This is a genomic window from Thermanaeromonas toyohensis ToBE, assembly GCF_900176005.1.
GTDB classification, from domain to species: Bacteria; Bacillota; DSM-521; order Neomoorellales; family Neomoorellaceae; genus Thermanaeromonas; species Thermanaeromonas toyohensis.
In genome coordinates this window covers 2,429,940-2,449,062 of record NZ_LT838272.1, presented here as the reverse complement: position 1 = coordinate 2,449,062, position 19,123 = coordinate 2,429,940, and the positions used below count along the sequence as shown (strand labels likewise).

Here is a 19,123-nt window from a genome sequence, read left to right as displayed (position 1 = left end):
ACAATTTTTCTTAATGGTTTTTTAATGATAGCAGGAATTTCCTCACATATGTCGAAATATAAAAAGGGTATTGTGATTGTAGACACAAGAAGATTAATGGGCTTTTATATTATCACTTATACGCCTGTATTCTCTTTCATTAGCTAAATCAAAACAAAATAGAATTATACCGAATGGAACCCGGTGGAGCAGAGCCCGCGAGGCTTAAGGCCAGGTAACTTCGGGTAGCTCCCTGGGTTTTTTGTTTAAGCGGGGTTCTAGTTTTAAAGGAGGTGAGGGAAAGGCTTCTTAAAGGTTTAGTAAGTTAGTTTAGCCGGGGTACGCGGAAAGGGGGATGGGAGAAGGTAAGCTCTGGGAGGGCGGCTTGTGTGTCAAGAGGTAAGAGTATTGAGGGAATCAACAGAAATTACGAAGGAGGGGGAGTATGTCTCAGGAAGTAAAGGGAGCCAGGTCACCCTTACTTAAAACCGAGGACTGGTGGGCAGTATGGATAGGTGGTTTTATCTTTCTTCTGGGCTTACTTAAAGTGGCGGGCTTAGATGTCATCGGCTGGGTAGTAAAAACTAATATGTGGGTCGATATATCTAAAGCTTTGTCGCCGGTTTCTGATGTTTATAAAGGGTTACCAGGGTTCGTATCCCTCATCTTGACCTATGTATTTATTACGGTGATATTGAGCATAGGTGTGGCCGCCATGGGCGGCAAGGTCGGCCGTTTCATCACGGGATTTACTATTATCTTTTGGATTACTTATGCTTGTTGGATGATCGGTAACAATGCTTATATTGCTGCTACCCCTGATCAGGTAGCTAAGTTGAAAATTCCTTGGTCCTTAAGGTTAACTGGGGAGTCTGGATTTATTGTAGCCCTTATCGTAGGGTTGCTAATAGGCAATTTCTGGCCTAGCTTTGCACGGTACCTCCAAGAGGCCACCAAGCCCGAATGGTTTGTGAAGACAGCCATTGTTATCTTGGGGGCTAGGGTTGGCCTGTATGCTCTCCAGTCTACGAGCCTAGCGGCGCAGGTAGTATTCCGCGGTTTATGCGCCATTATCGAAGCTTATCTCATTTACTGGCCCCTTGTGTACTTCATCGCCCGCAAATATTTCAAGTTCACTCCGGAATGGGCCGCACCCCTCGCCTCTGGTATTTCCATCTGCGGTGTTTCTGCGGCCATCGCTACCGGGGCGGCCATCAAAGCCCGGCCGGTGGTGCCTGTTATTGTATCCTCGCTGGTCATTATCTTCGCAGTGGTAGAGCTGTTGATACTTCCCTTCGTGGCCCAGGCTTGGCTTTATAAAGAACCCATGGTGGCGGGTGCCTGGATGGGTCTGGCGGTTAAGACTGATGGTGCGGCGGCTGCTAGTGGAGCTATGGTAGACGCTTTGATCCGGGCTAAAGCAGCCACAGTCCTAGGGACCAAGTGGCAAGAGGGCTGGATGCTCATGGCTACCACTACTGTAAAGGTATTCATCGATATCTTTATCGCCATCTGGGCTTTCCTTCTAGCCATCATCTGGGCCTGGAAGATTGAGAGGCGTGAAGGCGAAAAGGTTTCTGCCTCGGAGATTTGGGTGCGTTTCCCCAAATTTGTACTTGGTTATGCAGCCCTTTTCATCCTGGTGTTGCTCATCGGCTCTGGCGCAAGTAAAGATACCCTGAAGCTACTCAATGCTGGAGTGGGACAAGCGGATACCTTCCGGGGAATTTTCTTTGCCCTTACCTTCTTTACCATCGGTTTAATGTCCAACTTTAAGAAACTTAAAGAAGAAGGTATGGGCCGGCTGGCTCTGGTGTATCTTATATGCTTGTTTGGCTTTATTATCTGGATAGGTCTTATTATTTCCTGGCTATTCTTCCATGGGATAACCCCGCCAAAGGTGGCATGATAGGGAGGTAGGTTTATGACACAGGAGAAACCCTTGCCTGAACAAGAACAGTGGTTTGACCTTCTTCCGGTGGAGAAAAAGCTTATAAGTTATAGCTTAGGGTTGGGGTTAATATTACTTGTATTGCTGGTCTGGATCAGCCATACTATGATCTAAAGTGAAACGCTTTTAAGAAGTCTTCAAGCTTTGGGGTTTAAGGCCTCGGGCGATCCCCGGGGCCTTAAAATTTTTTACGGAGGCGTTTTAATTATACCGTAATTTCTTTTATCCATAGCAGGATTTTTAAGTCCGGCGTCGAAATATATCTACGTTGTTATAGCGGGGAACTTTTAGTTAAAAAGAAAAACGTACTTGCTATAACGAAAACGAAATAACCTGGAAGAGGTGGAACCTTTATGTATCTAGTTAATGTAGACCAAGAGAAATGTAGCGGATGTGGAGAGTGTGCGGCTGCTTGTCCAGCTCAGATCCTATCTATGGTAGAGGGAAAGGCTGAGGTCACCGGAGATCCAGCTGAGTGCTTAGGTTGCGAAAGTTGTACTTCCGTTTGTTCCACAGGGGCTGTCACAGTACAGGAATATTAAAAGGGATAAATTGAAACCTTAAGGGGGTGAAGACGGGGAAAGTAAATGGAGCAAATAGGGTTCCGTTCTGAACTATAAATTTTTATTATTTTACCTTTAAGATTTTGGGTGGAGGTGAAATTTAAGTGGCTGATTCTCAAACCCCGCGTGTGGATGAGCTGGAAAAGGGCCCGTGGCCTAGCTTTGTGAAGGAAATAAAGCGGGCAGCGGAGAAGCATCCGGCGGCAGGGGATCTTTTACGCCAGCTAGATTTATCTTATGCTGAGAAAGTTGGTCACTGGAAACATGGCGGGATCGTGGGGGTTAGGGGCTACGGCGGCGGGGTTATCGGCCGTTATTCCGATAAACCTGAGGAGTTCCCCCACGTAAAGGAATTCCATACCATGCGTGTTAACCAACCTAGCGGGTGGTTTTATACCACTAAGGCTCTGCGGGAGCTATGTGACATCTGGGATAAATATGGTAGTGGCTTGACTAATTTCCATGGCTCCACAGGAGATATTATCCTGCTAGGTACTACCACAGAGAATCTCCAACCCTGTTTTGATGATTTGAGCGATGCTGGCTTCGATCTAGGTGGCTCTGGTGGCGGGCTCCGTACTCCCAGCGCCTGTGTAGGACCGGCCCGGTGCGAGTTCTCCTGCATAGATACTTTGGATGTATGCCATAGCTTAACGCTAGAATTCCAGGATTTCCTCCACCGCCCGCAATGGCCTTATAAATTTAAGATAAAAGTGGCGGGTTGTCCCAATGACTGCGTGGCTTCCATAGCCAGGGCAGATTTTGCCATTGTAGGTACCTGGAAGGGCTCGATCCAGATAGATCAGGCCGCTATAGCGGAATATGCCCAGGGTGGGTTAGACATCCAGGAAGAAGTGGTGGATAAGTGTCCCACACGGGCCCTGGCCTGGGACAGCGAGCGCAAAGAACTCAAGCTTAAGGTAGAAGACTGTGTCCGCTGTATGCACTGCATCAATAAGATGCCTAAGGCCCTGCGACCGGGCGCGCAAAGGGGTGCTACCCTGCTAGTAGGCGGAAAAGCTACTATCCTTAAGTCGGCTTTCTTAGGGTGGGTTATTGTACCCTTCATGGAGCTTAAGCCGCCTTATACAGAACTTAAGGATCTCCTTAGGAAAATCTTTGACTGGTGGGACGAAAACGGTAAAAACCGAGAAAGAATAGGTGAGCTGATTTACCGCGTCGGGATGCGGACCTTCCTTAAGGCAGTAGGCCTACCACCGGCACCGCAGATGGTATTTCGTCCGCGGGCCAACCCTTACGTGTTCTGGTGGCCTGAGGAGGTGAAAAGGAATGCCTAGGACCGATTTTGGCCCTCCCCATTATATGGAAATGCTTCCCCCTGTAATTAAAAGAAATTATGGACGTTGGAAGTACCATGAAATACTCCGGCCGGGGGTACTCAAACATGTGGCAGAAAGCGGGGAGGAAATATATAGTATACGAGTAGGTTCCCCGCGGCTGGTGAGCACCGATTTTATCCGCGAAGTATGCGACCTGGCCGACAAATATTGCGATGGGTATGTCCGGTTTACCAGCCGGCACAACATCGAGTTTCTGGTCACGAATAAAGAAAATATTGAGCCGCTCATCCAAGAAGTGAGGGCTAAAGGATGGCCAGTAGGGGGAACCGGCAATTGCCTCAGCAACATGGTGCATACTCAAGGTTGGATCCATTGTCATACCCCGGCCACCGATGCCTCGGGGATCGTCAAGGCAGTAATGGATGAGCTGTACGAGTATTTTGTGGAGGAAAAGCTTCCTGCTAAATTGCGTATTTCCCTGGCCTGTTGTCTTAACATGTGCGGGGCCGTCCATTGCTCGGATATCGCTATCTTAGGTGTCCACCGGACTCCCCCGCGAGTTGATCACGAGCTCTTGGCTAAGGTGAGCGAAATACCTACTGTGGTGGCTAGTTGCCCCACAGGTGCTATCCGGCCCAATCCGAAACTCAAGAGTGTAGAAGTCAATGAAGAAAGGTGTATGTACTGCGGAAACTGCTTCACCATGTCTCCGGCTATGCAGATTATGGATCCCGAGAATGATGGTGTTTCCATCTGGGTGGGTGGTAAGGTTTCCAACGCCAGGACGGCACCTATGTTCTCTCGCCTAGCCATCCCCTACCTTCCCAATAATCCGCCGCGCTGGCCGGAAGTGGTACAGGCAGTTAAGAAACTAGTGGAGGTTTGGGCCACCCATGCCCGTAAAGGCGAGAGGATGGGTGAGTGGATCGAGAGGATAGGCTGGGAAACTTTCTTTAAATTAGCGGATATTCCCTTCACCGATAAGCATATTGATGATTTTATCTTCAGCGTACCTACCTTTAGAACTACTACCCAGTTCCGGTGGTAAGGTAAGCCCGTCCCGGTAAACTAAGCCGGGACGGGCTGGCTTAAAGTCGCCTCAGCCAGGGGTAACTTTGGGTCTAAACCTTCCCTTTGGGGGCTAGCTGGGTAAGGGAGGCGGAGGGATGGAAGGGTTAGGTTATCTAATAGGAATAGTATTACCGTACGCAGCCGTTGGGGTTTGCCTGGCGGGATCCCTTTATAAAATCTTGTTTTGGTCACGGGCACCAAAGCATCTCCATTGGGAGCTTTTTCCTTATCCCCGCACTACGGCAGGTCGGCTGCAGGAGATGGTTAGCGAAGTCCTTACATTGCGCAGCCTGTATACCTACAACCGCAAGCTATGGTTTCCATCCCTTTTGATGCACTGGGGGATATATTTTATCCTTTTGTGGTTTTTACTGCTCCTTATCGGCCTATTCCCGGACGCTTTTACAAGCTTTCTGGGAACTCTGGGAGGCCTTTTGGCAGGAGCGGGTTCTTTATGGTTAGGGCTTAAGAGGATGGAGAGGGAGCTAAAACGGTTGTCTTCTCCCGTGGAATACCTTAATTTACTTCTTATTTTTCTTCTTTCATTGGTGGGCCTTATTACTGGCTTTTTCGCCCATACCGCGGAGGTCAGGGAATATTTACTAGGTGTCTTAACGTTTTCTCCAGAGCTTCCTGCTAAGACCTCCCTTCTCTGGGAGATCTTATTGGGAGAATTGTTTTTGGTGTATTTACCATTTGGTCGTATGTTTCATTTCGCTGCCAAGTATTTTAGTTACCACCGGGTAAAGTGGGGTGAGGCGGATTGAGAAAGGTTCTAGATGATTTCCGTGCCCTCTCCGATGAGATTTTAAGGGCACAGGAAGTCCGCGTCCCCCAGTTCCTGGCCGCGATGAAAAAGTCCCTAGATCGGCGCGATAATTGGACTTTCTGGCTGCCATATATACTTTCGTTAGAGGTATGTATGAAATGCGGTACTTGCGCCGAGGTATGCCCAGTATATATAGCGAGCGGCCGCCAAGAAATATATCACCCTGCTGTGCGTTCTGATTTAATTCGTAGAGTGTACCGCCGCTATTTCACCTGGGTGGGCAGACTTTTCCCTGGCTTGGTGGGGGCGGAGGAACTGACGGAAGATAAGTTGGATGCTTTGGCGGAGAGCATATACCGCTGTACAGTCTGCCGCCGTTGCGCTTATGCTTGCCCTTTAGCTATCGATAACGGCCTTATTGTACGGGAGGCCAGGAAAATTTTTGATGCTATAGGGATTGCACCAGATGAGTTGAAAGAAAAAGGTACCCGCAAACAGCTAGAGATGGGCAACGCTACAGGGACTCCTACAGCCGCTTTCCTGGATATAATCGAGTTTCTAGAGGAGGAGATTGAGGACCAGCGGGGATATAAAATAAAGATACCTGTAGATAAAAAGGGCGCCGAGTACCTGGTTATGCATAATGCCGGGGATTACCTGGCCTTCGCCGAAACAGTCATGGGGGCGGCGGAGATCTTCCATGCTGCAGGGGTGGATTGGACTCTGAATTCCCCGGATACAGGTATTAATGATGTGGTAAATTATGGGGTATTTTTTAGCGATGAAGAGTTCGCCAAGGTACTGAAGGCGCAAATTAAGACTATCCTCGATCTAGGGGTAAAAACCCTGGTGGTGGGTGAATGCGGCCACGCCTTTGAGGCTTTTAAATTCCTCATACTAAGACTGATCCCTCCCTCTGAGAGGCCTTTTGAGGTAAAAAGCATTTTGGAACTTATAGACGAGTGGATTCGGGAAGGTAGGATAAAGGTGGACCCAGAGAAGAATCCTGAACCGGTGACTTACCATGATTCCTGTAAAGTAGGAAGATTAGGTGGGCTTTACGAAGAGCCGCGCCGGATCCTCAAAGCCTGCTGTAAAGATTTCCGAGAGATGGAGCCTAACCGGGAGATGAGCTACTGCTGTGGGGGTGGAAGCGGGTTCGCCATAATGACCAAGGGGAATTTTCTTAAATTCCGTATGGAGACTTATGGTAAAATTAAAGCTGAACAGCTTAAGGCTACAGGGGCTAGTATTGTAGCTTTAGCCTGTTCCAACTGCAAGGGCCAATTCCGCGACCTTATTAATTACTATAAGCTTCCCGTTCGTTTCGCGGGAATAAGCGAGTTAGTCGCCAACGCCCTTGTACGATGAGTCGTGGTGAGTTAATGAAATACGGGGTAGAAGGTTGTCCTTATGCCCCGATGAAGTTTTAAGGAAGAAAATAGGAATTTCGGAAGGAGGTAAGGCCTATGCCGAAAATGGTTCTGGCCGGGATTGAAATTGAAGTGGATGAAGATGGGTTCATCCAGGACCCAGAGAAGTGGAACGAGGAGGTAGCTAAAGCCCTGGCGGAGACAGAGGGAGTAACAGAGCTTACGGAGGACCATTGGAAGGTCATTAATTACCTCCGTCAGTATTACCAGCAGTTTGGTATTGCTCCCATGATTCGCAAGCTGTGTAAGGAGACGGGCTTTAGCCTTAAACAGATTTATGATCTTTTCCCTAGTGGCCCGGCCAAGGGGGCGTGCAAGATCGCCGGTTTACCTAAGCCAACAGGGTGTGTATAAAATTAAAAGCAGGGAGGCTAGCTGGCTTTATTCAGCTAGCCTCAATTATTTGTTCTTATGTTAAAATTAAACCCAGGGGGGATGGTTATGGGGCTTTCTCCAACCGAAAGGGAAACCATCGCTGCTCGGGCCAGGGAGCGGGGTATCCACCTGGGGGAGGAACATTGGTATCTTCTAGAGCTAAGTTACGCTTATTACCAGAAGCATAAGACCATTTGTACCCTGCGTACCCTTATGAAGCTTAGCGGGTGGGAGAAAAAGAAAATTTATAAGCTATTCCCGGGCAACCCCATTGGAGAGATAAGTAAGATAACAGGGTTACCTATGCCGAAGGAGTGTTAACCCGAAGGAGTGTTAAAATGGAGCAAAGGGAGAAAGAATTGTTTTTTTGCTCCCAGTTACTAAAAGGTCAGTATCCCAGTCATGTAAAAGAACTGTCCTCTAGCCGGTACCCCCTGGAAATATATGAAACCGGCCTTAAGGAAGGCGTTTCCGCCTTTGGGCCAGGAGGTTACCTTTCTATCCCGGAGCTTCCGGCCGGGGCCTCTTTAAGGGTTAGCCGCCATCCCGAGATTTTGAAGGAGTCTCCTTTTATACGAATTCTTGGGCCAGCAGGTGGGTGGATGAGCGCAGAAACTCTTGAAGCTTTGGCTGAATTGGCCGAGCGCTATGGTCAGGGCTTAGTACATTTTACGGCTGGTGGGACTCTGGAAATTTACACTACGCAGGAGAATATAGTGCCTTTGGTTCGCGAGCTTAATGCTTTAGGTTACGATGTTGGCTCTACAGGGGATGACCTGCGCTGTATTACAGCTTGTTGTGGGCCTGTACGGTGCGATATGGCCCTGGTGGATGCCCCGGCAATAGCTACCTACCTAGGGCAGCGTTTCATAGAGGATCAGCAGTATCCAGGCTTTCCCCAGAAGTGCAAGAGCGGGGTGGCTGGATGTCCTAACGATTGCATCCGGGCCATGATGCAGAAGGATCATTCCTTTATCGGCGTTTACCGGGATCTACCCGTTATAGATGAATCCTTACTGACTGAATGGGTAAAAGAGGGAGGAGACTGGCAGGCTCTTATGGCCGCCTGCCCGGAGGGGGCCCTCCAGGTAGAAGGCGATTCCTTACACCTGAAAATAGATGGTGAGGCCTGCACCCGTTGCATGACCTGCATAAACTTGTGTCCAGCCATTCGACCTGGTAGAGAGCGCGGGGTGGCCTGGGTAGTAGGGGGTAAATATGGCCACCGAGGCCCTCAGGGTCCTATGGTGGGTTATGTACTGGTGCCCTTCCTCCCTATCAGGGGTCCGGAAGATTATCCTGCCTTAGGTGATCTCTTTGGCGCTTTCCTAGAGCTTTGGGCAGACCAGGCCAAACGTAAGGAAAGGGTAGGTGATTTTGTAGCCCGCTTAGGCCCTAGCCGGATCTTGCGGGAGCTAGGGCTTAAGGTGGAACCTCAGGTAGTAGAATTACCAAAGCGCAATGTTTTCCGCCCTTCCGGACATGTCCTGGAAGGGATAAAGGAGGGCCCCAACCTATGACTGAATGGGGAGAAATGCCAGCGGGGATTATGCCTGATTTTCGCCGCGAATTACCTTCTTGTCTCCAGGAAATGGCGGGCAACTGGGTTTGGCACAAGATAGTTCGACCTGGTGTTATTAAACATGTAGGGCGGGATGGGAGCATCCTTTTAAGTGTAAGGGTACTTTTGCCACCTAATGGGCTTTTGAGCGCTTCTTCTTTACGCTTGTTGGCCAGTTGGATCCGTAAATACGCCTTGGTTGGCCGGCGAACTTCTCGCCAATCCTTTGAGCTGGTAGGAGTAGATCCTGTTAAACTGGACATGCTTCTAAAGGAAATCTACCAGTCTGGATTCCTGGTGGGTGGGACAGGAAGAACGGCTCACCAGATAAAATGTTGTACCTCCTTTGTCCACTGCCAAAATGCAGCTCTGGATGCCCCTAGTTTGGCTAAAGTTTTAGGAGATCATCTTTGGCAGTATTTTCAAGATTTTAGTCTCCCAGCTTGGCTCAAGATCTCTATAAGCGGTTGCCCCAATGGATGTGGGGGAGGAGTGGAAGCTGATATCGGTATTATCGGGGTATATCAGGGCTTTCCTGAGGTAGATGATGAGGCTTTGGCAGGAGCTAATGAAGATATAGGGTTACTTGTCTCCTGGTGCCCCACTAAAGCTATCCGGCCTAAAGCTACTTCTAGAGGAACTTCAGTAACTATAAACCTGGAACGCTGTGTGCGCTGCAGCTCATGTATGCAGGCAGTGCTCACCGGGATAAAGCTAAAGGGAGAACGGGGAGCAGCTATCTTGGTCGGGGGCCGGGGGGGTTCCACACCTTCTTTAGCTGGTATGGTCTTCCCTTTCTTGCCTATTAAATCCCTTGATTACACGGAAATCAAGGAGAAAATAACCCGTATTTTGGAAGTCTGGATAAAGGGGGCACGCCCGGGAGAAAGGTTAGGGGCCTTTGTCGAACGATTAGGATGGGGCCGTTTTCTTAAGGCAGTAGGAGGTAGTGCCCTGGAGGAAGGAGAGTATTCTATTAACGGTGTCTATTTTAAACAGAACCTGCGCTTCAAATTTTAATTTGAGGAGCCCAACAATACCTATTACTATCCCGCGGGTGGTTTTGGCCGCCCCCCATGGCCGATCCGGCAAGACCACTGTAGCCTTAGGATTGATTGCCGCCCTGGGCAAAAGGGGATTTACTATACAACCCTTCAAGAAGGGTCCTGATTATATCGACCCGAGCTGGTTAACCCTGGCTGCTGGGAGACCGTGCCGTAACTTGGATTTATACTTTATGTCTCCTCAACAGTTGCGTTATTCCTTTCTCCTAGGTTGTCAGGGAGCAGATCTAGCCATAGTGGAAGGGGCCATGGGTTTATTCGATGGTTTGGATTTAAAAGGTACTGGGAGTACGGCCGAGATTGCTCTAGCTCTGGAAGCTCCGGTGGTATTAGTTTTGGATGCTACCCGAATGACCCGTAGTGCAGCAGCGCTGGTTCAGGGTTTTAAGCAGTTTGACCCACGAATTAAGCTGGCGGGTATCCTCTTAAACCGGGTGGCGCGACCCCGCCATGAAGAGATGTTGAGATGTGCTATTAAAGAGTACACAGGTTTACCTGTGATAGGTGCTTTGCCTAAAGACGAGCGTTATGTGATACCCGATCGCCATCTGGGGCTGGTACCTGCGGCGGAAAACGAAAGGTTGCATGGGGCTTTGGAAGCTACCCGGGCGGCGATAGAGGCTAACGTGGACCTGGACCACCTCTTGGATATTGCCCGGACAGCCCCGCCCATTACCTGTGAGGAAGTACCTAAGCGCATTGCTCCTGTGGGTAAAGTACGTTTAGGAGTAGTGCGGGATCGTGTGTTTCATTTTTACTATCCTGAAAACCTGGAGGCTTTAACCCAAGCGGGCGCAGAATTGATTTTCATCGATAGCCTTAAAGAAGCTAATTTACCCCCTGTGGACGGGCTATATATCGGAGGAGGGTTTCCGGAAATTTTTGCAGGTGACTTGGAAGAAAATTCTTCCTTAAGACGGGATATTCGCCGGGCGGCCCAAGAAGGTTTGCCTATTTACGCTGAATGTGGTGGATTAATGTACCTAGCTAGGCGAATTAAATATGGTGAGCGATGGTATGAGATGGTGGGAGCCTTGCCTCTAGATGTACAAATGGAAGATACACCTCAGGGACATGGGTACACTTTCTTAAAAGCCTGTCCAGGTAATCCTTTCTTTGCTGAAGGAGCAGGGGTTAAGGGGCACGAGTTTCACCATTCACGGGTAGTCAATCTCCGGAGGGAGAAGGTCAACTTCGCCTATAGGGTGGTGCGGGGTTGGGGGATAGATGGCCAATTCGATGGCCTCCTCTATAAAGGGATCCTAGCCAGTTATACCCATCTCTTCGCTCCTGCCCACCTAGGGTGGGCTGAAAAATTAGTATCCTGGGTAGCTGTACAGTCGGGGATATCCTCTTTAAAGTGAAGGAAACTCCAAGAGGAGGAACGAGATGTCCGTAGGAGCTAAACTTAAGCAACTACGTGAGGAACGAGGGATGCCTTTGGAGACATTAGCTGACCTCCTGGATATTCCCCTGGATTGTATGAGAGAGGTGGAGGAGGGGAAACGGCGCCTTTCTGCGGCTACCTTGGCTGAGTTAGCTTCTATCCTAGGGGTAGATGTAAGCTACTTTGAAGAGAAAGACGATGCCCTTTCCCCACGGGAGACCTCCCGTATAGGTAGTAAGTTACGGCGGTTACGGGAGCAAAAGGGTCTTACCTTACATGAATTAAGCCGTCGGTCGGGAGTCTCTTTAGCTCATATTAGCGAAATTGAGAGAGGACGTTCCACGGCTTCCTTAAAGACACTAGAGAAACTGGCTTCAGCTTTAGAGGTTAGCACCAGCTACCTTTTACAAGAAAGACGGAGTGAAACTTTAGGCAGTAAGGTAAGGCGGTTGCGAGAAAAAATGGGACTTACTCAGAAAGAATTAGCTGACCAAGTAGGTATCTCCCATAGCCTTATTGGTCAGATTGAAACAGGTCGCATTCAACCTTCCCTAGCCACCTTAAGCCGCTTGGCCGAAGCTTTAGGTGTCTCCAGCTGTTATTTTCTTATGGAAGAAGAAGAACCTGCCCTTCCCCCAGGGTTAGAACGGCCGGCTGTACAGGAGTTAGTAAACCTCCTATATTCTTGGACAGACGAGGAGATAGGAGGCCTGGTATCTTTTATAAAGATACTTAACCGTTATCGGCGACCGCCTGAACTGGGGGGCGATGAAAAACAAGAGATCCTTTCCTTCCTAGAAAGGTGTACTACCAGGGAGAGAGAGTTACTGGTGGAGCTGGCGCGAGTTCTGGCTAGCAATAGACAATAGATAACCAAAAGTTATAATTAATCTAACCTTTTTGTGTTAAAATAGGCTGGAGATAAAGTAAAGAGAGGGTGAACCCCTTTGAGCAGAGAAGAGATAAAACTCACTCACCTTTCCTGCAGTTCTGGTTGAGCTGCCAAGATGGGTCCGGGGACCCTCAACCAAGTCCTAAGCCTTTTACCAACCCAGGTCTTACACCATCCCGAGCTTCTGGTGGGTATCCAAAGCCTAGATGATGCCGGAGTCTACCGCTTAACACCCGAACTGGCTTTGATCCAGACGGTGGATTTCTTTACCCCCATTGTGGACGACCCTTACCTTTTTGGCCAAGTGGCCGCAGCCAATGCCCTAAGTGATATCTATGCCATGGGCGGCCGTCCCCTGACAGCTATGAACATTGTATGTTTTCCCAGCGCAAAGCTAGACATCGCTATTCTGGGGGAGATATTGCGGGGTGGAGCAGATAAGCTTTTGGAGGCCGGTGCTGTGCTTGTAGGGGGGCATAGCATTGACGATGAGGAGCCCAAGTATGGTCTGGCCGTAACTGGGATCGTGCACCCGGAAAGGATAATTACTAATTGTGGTGCTCGCCCAGGAGATAAACTTGTCCTGACTAAGCCCTTGGGTACAGGGATCTTAGCTACGGCCCTCAAGGCCGAGCTAGCAGATAAAGAGACAGAACAGGTCATGGGCCGCTGGATGGCTTTACTTAACCGAAATGCTGCCGAGGTCATGGTAGAAGTGGAAGCCCATGCCTGTACTGATATAACTGGTTTTGGACTTCTAGGACATTGCCTGGAATTGGCACAGGGTAGCCATGTAGATATAATATTGCACACCAAAGAGATACCCGTGTTTCCCCAGGTGCTGGATTTTGCTGCCATGGGGCTAGTACCAGCTGGTGCCTACCGTAACCGGAACCACGCGAAGGGGAAGGTACAGTTTGCCCCTGGAGTGAGCGAAACCTGGCAAGACATCCTCTTTGATCCCCAGACTTCAGGTGGCCTTCTAATCGCTGTGCCTCCTAATAAGGTTACCGAGTTACTTACACAGTTACACAACCGGGGAGTAGAAGCAGCCCGGGTGATCGGTGAGGTTACTGAGGGCAGCGGGTATATCCATGTATACTAAAGGAGTTTTTAATTAAATGGAGACGTAATGGCTTGCCTATATGGAGAGAGTGTGATAAATAAATTGTTAAGGTATCCCAAATACCAAACCCCTCGTCTTAGATTCCAACTCTCAAAGCTTTGTAAATCAAAGGAGGGAGAAGATGGAAAGCTTACTTAAGCCTATAGATTTGGATACCTATCAACCTGTACGGCGCGAGGTTTACCGCGTTTTACGAGAGGCTATTCTTACAGGTAAACTACAACCGGGGCAGAGAATGGTGGAAAGGAATTTAGCCCGTCAACTAGGAGTTAGTCGAACTCCGGTACGGGAGGCTATACGCAAGCTAGAATTAGAAGGTTTGGTGGAACATGTACCCCGGCGGGGAGTAGTCGTGGCCCGTATATCTAAGCGAGAAGCCTGGGAAATTTACAGTATTCGTGCTGTCCTAGAGGGGTTGGCTGCGAGGCTCGCTGCAGAAAAAATCACTCCTAAACAATTAGAAAAGCTAGAAGAACTGGTGCGGGGTATGGAAGAAGCCCGGATGAGAAGAGATCTTAAGGAATTGGAAAGATTGCACATGGAATATAACGAATTGATTTATCAGGCGGCTGAAAGCCCGCGGTTGCACCAGATGATAAGCAGCCTGGTGGATTACATTGTAGGCTTTACTAAAGTGGGCTATGCTGTTCCGGGGCGTACCCATGCCGCTACTAGGGAACACCGGGAGCTATTGGAAGCATTGAAGGCAGGGGATGCGGATAGAGCTGAAAGGTTGGCGCGTCAGCATATTGAAAATTCCCGGCAGGCCTACTTTGCTCAGCTGGCCCTTGAGGAGGAGAGAACTGTAGATTAAATTTTCCTCAAAATTTTTTTAATAACTTCCCCAAGATTTTTTTAATAACCAGCAGGAATTTTAGCCTGCGCGGCGAATTATTATATCAGTAAATTCGGTATACCAAAATTCCCTGTAGCGCTTCAAATGGTACACAAAAATGGGTTCTTGTACATATTCTCTTCTCTACACTAACTTGTCTCCACTAACTCATCTCTGCTAATTTAAGCTAAATTACATGTAAACCGTTTTCTAAATTGTATTTAATATGCAAGCTGGTTAACGGCTAATTTTTGACATTCCTTATATCTTGGTATCCCGTACACCGTATTAACTAGATAGCCCTTGGATTAGGAGGCCGGAGGCCGGGAAATGGAAGATAAAGTAAGCTTAAAAGTAATTGAAGGTATGGTTGAAGATGCCAGGAAGGGTATTGTCCGGGTAGTAAATGAAGTGATGGGACGTCTCGGCTTAAATACTGGAGACGTGGTAGCTATTACTGGTAAACGCAGCACTGTAGCACGGGTGATGCCTGCTTTTCCTGACCGGTGTCCCTCCGGTTCCATCCAGATGGACGGGACCATCCGCCAAAACGCCCGGGTAGGGTTAGGGGAAGAAGTAATTTTGGAACGGGCAGAATGGCAGCGGGCTAAGGTAGTGGTTTTGGCGCCCGTATTGCCTGGGTGGACCCTAGAAGGGGAACATGAGATAACCCATATCAAGACTCGCCTTTTAGGTCTGGCGGTGGTACCTGGAGACCAGGTAAGCATTACGTTATTCAGCGGCCGGGAAGAAGCCTTTACGGTGGAGGGAGTTACCCCGCGGGGGCCAGTAGTTATTAATAAAGATACAACTGTTCGCTTTAAGGGCGGGGAAGCTGGGGAAATTAAAAGGCAACGGGTAACCTATGAGGATATAGGCGGGCTCGCCAGGGAAGTCCAGCGGGTACGTGAGATAATAGAGCTTCCTTTGAAGTATCCCCAGCTTTTTAAGATGTTGGGAGTGGACCCGCCCAAAGGAATACTCTTGTATGGCCCCCCTGGTACGGGTAAGACCTTAATTGCCCGGGCGGTGGCCAGCGAAACAGAGGCCCATTTTATACATGTTAATGGGCCAGAGATAATGCATAAGTATTACGGTGAGAGCGAGGCCAGGTTACGCCAGGTTTTTGAAGAAGCCCGGAAGAAAGCGCCGAGCATTATTTTCCTGGACGAAATCGATGCCATAGCTCCCCGGCGGGCCGATGTCCATGGCGATGTGGAGAAACGGGTGGTAGCTCAGCTATTGGCCTTGATGGATGGCTTAGAATCCCGGGGTAATGTAGTAGTAATTGGAGCTACTAATATTCCTGATCTAGTAGATCCTGCCCTCCGGCGACCTGGCCGGTTCGACCGGGAGATCGCTATAAACGTACCTGACCAGCGGGGCAGGGAAGAGATTTTAAGGATACATACTCGGGGAATGTCCCTGGCGCCTGATGTTTCTATTCCCCGCTTAGCAGCCATGACCCATGGGTTTGTGGGTGCGGACTTAGCAGCCTTATGCCGGGAAGCAGGTATGTACGCCCTGCGCCGCGTTCTCAAAGATATACCCCTGGGTAGCGACGCGGCAGCTAACTTAGAGCTTAAAGTAACTATGCGCGATTTTCTGGATGCCTTGGCGGAAATTGAGCCTTCTGCTACAAGAGAATTTGCTACGGAAATCCCCACCGTCTCTTGGGAAGATGTGGGAGGCTTAGATTCTATTAAGCTTCGTCTGCAAGCTTTAGTGGAGTGGCCCTTGAAGTATCCTGATCTTTTCCAGTATTTCGACTTGCAAGCGCCTAAAGGGATTCTCCTTTCTGGACCTCCGGGGACAGGCAAAACCTTAGTAGCCAAGGCCTTGGCCCGGGAGAGCCAGGTGAACTTTATACCGGTAAATAGTTCCCTCCTCTTTTCCCATTGGTGGGGGGAAGCGGAGAAAACGTTGCACGAGGTCTTCCGGAAGGCCCGGCAGGCTTCCCCCTGTATCCTCTTCTTTGATGAGATCGATGCCTTGGTTCCTACCCGCAGAGGAAGCGAAGGTAGTATGACGAGCCGTCTGGTGAGCCAGTTCTTGATGGAACTGGATGGGTTGGAAGAGCTCCGGGAAGTTATAGTTCTGGCCGCCACTAACCGGATAGATTTAGTGGATCCTGCTATCTTGCGGCCAGGTCGCTTTGACATTATTTTGGAGTTTTCCCCTCCTGGCCCTAAAGAAAGGCTGGCCATCCTTAAGGTTCACCTCCGACGGAAACCTCTAGCCGAGGATGTCAATCTGGAAGCCTTAGCTAACATGACAGAAGGAATGGTGGGTTCAGAACTTGAGGCTATCTGCAAACGAGCTGCGCTTTTAGCCTTAAGTGAGGCTGTTCATAGTGGTAGGGTCTCACCAGAGGATAAGGCAACCTGGCGTATCTCTTCCCGGCATCTAGAACAGGCCCTGCGGGAGGTGCTGGAGGAAAAGGGTGGTGAAACTTCTAAACCTGAAGCTCGTACCTTGCGTACCCTTTGGCCTGCTTCTGGAAGCGGCCGGGAATGGACCAAGATAGGGAGGTGATGTGTTAGTTAAAAAGGGTGTATAGCTGCTCAACAAGAGTAAATATGTAGCAAGTTTCCATTTTCTCAACACTTTATAACCTTAAGAGAAAGGAGGCATCTAAAATTGTCTGTTACATCTGTTCCTAAGGATTTGTTCGCAGAACCTGGGCTAAAACAGATTACTGTATGGGCCCGGGGTGTGGTAATGAACAAAGATGCTAGAGATATCGTTGTAGCCTTGGCAGAAGCGGCTGCGCGGGAGGGAAAGTATGTCCAGGCATGGGAAAACTATGTGGATCTCCCTGACCGTGTGTACGTTCCCGTACGCGCCTATGCCCGCATAAGCACTGACCCCATCGAAAGCAAGTATATTTATGAAAATGAAACTCCGGACATTGTGGTACTGGTAGAGGAAACCCTAGTTAAAGGTGTACCAGTGCTTAAAGGTTTAAGGCGGGGCGGAGTGCTGGTGGTCAACACCAGCCGGAGCCCGGAAGAAATCTTGAGTTTCCTAGGTGATACAGGTAATCTCGAAACCTTAGTCACTGTAGATGCCTCTAGCCTATCTACGGCGGTGACTACTTTATCGGGCGCAGAAGGAGCTACAGATGCTACAGGTATTGGTGGAGGTATCTCCGCTCCCCTGGTGGGTGCTGTAGTAAAAGCGACCGGTATTGTGAACTTGGATAACTTGGCCAAGGTAGTTAAGAACCCGGAGGCTATGCGCCGGGGGTACGAATTAGCTAAAATCACTAAACTTGAAGCCAAAGAGGCGGTAGAGGAAGTAGCAGTTACGGCTGCCGAGAGGCTAAAGCAGTTACCCTTTGCTGGTACGGTGCCTTCCCCGGTATCCGAAAACGAAGGTATGGTTACCGGGAATTGGCGGATGAAGCGGCCCGTTATCGACCGGGAAATGTGTACAGAATGCTATACTTGCTGGATTTACTGCCCAGATTCTTGTATCACCCGTACTGATGAGGGACCCGTGTTTAATTTTAAATACTGTAAGGGCTGTGGCATCTGCGTAGATGTATGCCCAAGTGGGGCCTTAACCAATGTGCCAGAATTAGATTTTAAAGATTAAAATTTTGGGAGGTGAAAATTATGGGTCAAGTTAGACGTATTTCCGGCTGCGTAGCAGCGGCTAATGCGGTAAAGTTAGCGGATGTAGATGTGATTGTATCCTATCCTATCCGTCCCTATACGGGGATTATGTCCGAACTGGCCCGTATGGTGGCCGACGGGGAGCTGGATGCTGAATTTATTCACGGTGAGGGTGAACACGCCCAGCTGAGCGTAGTTTATGGTGCTTCTGCAGCTGGCGCGAGGACCTTCACCGGAAGCTCTGGTGTGGGTGTGACTTATGCCTTTGAGGTTTACTCTCCTATTTCGGGAGCCCGCTTGCCAGTACAGATGGCTATAGGCGATCGTACCTTGGACCCGCCTGGAGATTTCGGTTCCGAGCACACTGATGCTGAATGCTGCCGGGATCAAGGCTGGATCCAGGGTTGGGCCTCCACCCAGCAAGAAGTTCTAGATATGCACCTCATTTATTATCGGGTAGGCGAAGATCCGCGGGTAATGCTTCCCCAGTATGTGTGCCAGGACGGGTACTATATAACCCATATTCTAGGGGAAGTGGATATTCCGGATCCTGCTCAAGTAAAGGAGTTCTTACCGCCTTATAAAAACCATCATGTACTAGATCCCAAGAATCCTATGATCATCGGTGCCCAGATTGAGCCGGCTATGGGTCCGCCCTTGCAGTACCAGCGTTACCAGGCCATGCAAGCAGCTTACCAGGTCCTGAAAGAAGCCCATGAAGAGTTCGCCCGCATATTCGGTCGGCGGTATGATCCCTTCCTGGAGGAATATCTGACAGACGATGCGGAAGTGGTCATCTTCGGGCAGGGCGCCCATATGGTCACCGCTAAGGCTGTGGCGGCGCGGCTCCGGAACCTGGGGGAGAAGGTGGGCGTGGTGAGGCTCCGTACCTTCCGTCCCTTCCCCACGGAAGAGATACGCCAGCGCATGTCCAGGTTTAAGGCCATCGGTGTCCTGGATAACTCCGTCAACTTTGGTATAGCCTGTAGCGGTGGTGTATTGCTCAGCGAACTCCGGGCAGCCCTTTATGATTACGGCGATAAGGTAAAGACCGTTGGATTTGTGGCCGGCTTAGGTGGCGAAGTAGTTACCCGCGAAGAATTTTATCTCATGTTCCAGAAGCTTAAAGAGATCGCCAAGACCGGCAAAGTAGAAAAGACAGCCTATTGGCTTCCCTTTGAGCTGTAACCTAATGG

18 protein-coding genes are annotated in these 19,123 nt (G+C 49.4%); all 18 read left to right on the top strand.

Annotated elements, in window-relative coordinates; all coding sequences use genetic code 11:
• Positions 1-424 precede the first annotated feature (424 nt).
• The 18 genes from B9A14_RS12640 to B9A14_RS12560 all read left to right on the top strand — a co-directional run bounded on the left by B9A14_RS12640 (position 425) and on the right by B9A14_RS12560 (position 19,115).
• On the top strand, positions 425-1,888 hold the full coding sequence (locus tag B9A14_RS12640; RefSeq protein WP_084666095.1) for a YeiH family protein: 1,464 nt from the start codon (positions 425-427) through the stop codon (positions 1,886-1,888).
• Between the two features lie 15 nt (positions 1,889-1,903).
• Positions 1,904-2,044 (top strand): hypothetical protein, encoded by a 141-nt coding sequence (locus B9A14_RS17485; protein ID WP_172839155.1) that lies wholly within the window; start codon positions 1,904-1,906, stop codon positions 2,042-2,044.
• Between the two features lie 239 nt (positions 2,045-2,283).
• A complete protein-coding gene (locus tag B9A14_RS12635; RefSeq protein WP_084666093.1) occupies positions 2,284-2,472 on the top strand; it encodes a 4Fe-4S binding protein in 189 nt (62 codons plus the stop codon).
• Positions 2,473-2,597: 125 nt separating this feature from the next.
• A complete protein-coding gene (dsrA, locus tag B9A14_RS12630; protein WP_084666091.1) occupies positions 2,598-3,791 on the top strand; it encodes a dissimilatory-type sulfite reductase subunit alpha in 1,194 nt (397 codons plus the stop codon).
• The gene (dsrB, locus tag B9A14_RS12625) at positions 3,784-4,842 is read left to right on the top strand and encodes a dissimilatory-type sulfite reductase subunit beta (RefSeq protein WP_084666089.1); all 1,059 of its coding nucleotides are present in this window, start codon (positions 3,784-3,786) and stop codon (positions 4,840-4,842) included. The genes dsrA and dsrB overlap by 8 nt, the downstream gene beginning before the upstream one ends.
• 118 nt (positions 4,843-4,960) lie before the next feature.
• Positions 4,961-5,632: a respiratory nitrate reductase subunit gamma gene (locus B9A14_RS12620; RefSeq protein ID WP_084666087.1), complete on the top strand. Its 672-nt coding sequence runs from the start codon at positions 4,961-4,963 to the stop codon at positions 5,630-5,632.
• A complete protein-coding gene (locus B9A14_RS12615) occupies positions 5,629-7,005 on the top strand; it encodes a (Fe-S)-binding protein (protein WP_084666085.1) in 1,377 nt (458 codons plus the stop codon). The genes B9A14_RS12620 and B9A14_RS12615 overlap by 4 nt, the downstream gene beginning before the upstream one ends.
• Before the next feature lie 98 nt (positions 7,006-7,103).
• Positions 7,104-7,421 (top strand): TusE/DsrC/DsvC family sulfur relay protein, encoded by a 318-nt coding sequence (locus B9A14_RS12610; RefSeq protein WP_084666083.1) that lies wholly within the window; start codon positions 7,104-7,106, stop codon positions 7,419-7,421.
• Between the two features lie 87 nt (positions 7,422-7,508).
• Positions 7,509-7,763 (top strand): TusE/DsrC/DsvC family sulfur relay protein, encoded by a 255-nt coding sequence (locus B9A14_RS12605; RefSeq protein ID WP_157109957.1) that lies wholly within the window; start codon positions 7,509-7,511, stop codon positions 7,761-7,763.
• A gap of 17 nt (positions 7,764-7,780) precedes the next feature.
• Positions 7,781-8,962 carry a hypothetical protein gene (locus B9A14_RS12600; protein ID WP_084666079.1) on the top strand — a complete coding sequence of 394 codons (1,182 nt, stop codon included), beginning with the start codon at positions 7,781-7,783 and terminating at the stop codon, positions 8,960-8,962.
• Positions 8,959-10,023, top strand: coding sequence for a hypothetical protein (locus B9A14_RS12595; protein ID WP_084666077.1), 1,065 nt, complete (start codon positions 8,959-8,961; stop codon positions 10,021-10,023). The genes B9A14_RS12600 and B9A14_RS12595 overlap by 4 nt, the downstream gene beginning before the upstream one ends.
• Position 10,024: 1 nt before the next feature.
• Positions 10,025-11,431, top strand: a complete 1,407-nt coding sequence (locus tag B9A14_RS12590) for a cobyrinic acid a,c-diamide synthase CobB (protein WP_231967757.1) — start codon at positions 10,025-10,027, stop codon at positions 11,429-11,431.
• A 25-nt stretch (positions 11,432-11,456) separates the two neighbouring features.
• Positions 11,457-12,323, top strand: a complete 867-nt coding sequence (locus B9A14_RS12585; protein ID WP_084666075.1) for a helix-turn-helix domain-containing protein — start codon at positions 11,457-11,459, stop codon at positions 12,321-12,323.
• 78 nt (positions 12,324-12,401) lie between these two features.
• Positions 12,402-13,451: a selenide, water dikinase SelD gene (gene selD, locus B9A14_RS12580; RefSeq protein ID WP_231967755.1), complete on the top strand. Its 1,050-nt coding sequence runs from the start codon at positions 12,402-12,404 to the stop codon at positions 13,449-13,451.
• 142 nt (positions 13,452-13,593) lie between these two features.
• On the top strand, positions 13,594-14,286 hold the full coding sequence (locus B9A14_RS12575; protein WP_084666072.1) for a GntR family transcriptional regulator: 693 nt from the start codon (positions 13,594-13,596) through the stop codon (positions 14,284-14,286).
• 351 nt (positions 14,287-14,637) lie between these two features.
• Complete coding sequence (locus tag B9A14_RS12570) at positions 14,638-16,842, top strand: CDC48 family AAA ATPase (protein ID WP_084666071.1); 2,205 nt, start codon at positions 14,638-14,640, stop codon at positions 16,840-16,842.
• Positions 16,843-16,947: 105 nt separating this feature from the next.
• Positions 16,948-17,907, top strand: coding sequence for an oxalate oxidoreductase subunit delta (locus B9A14_RS12565; protein WP_084666070.1), 960 nt, complete (start codon positions 16,948-16,950; stop codon positions 17,905-17,907).
• 20 nt (positions 17,908-17,927) lie between these two features.
• Entirely contained in the window at positions 17,928-19,115 is a 1,188-nt protein-coding gene (locus B9A14_RS12560) for an oxalate oxidoreductase subunit alpha (RefSeq protein ID WP_084666069.1), read from the top strand.
• Positions 19,116-19,123: the final 8 nt, after the last annotated feature.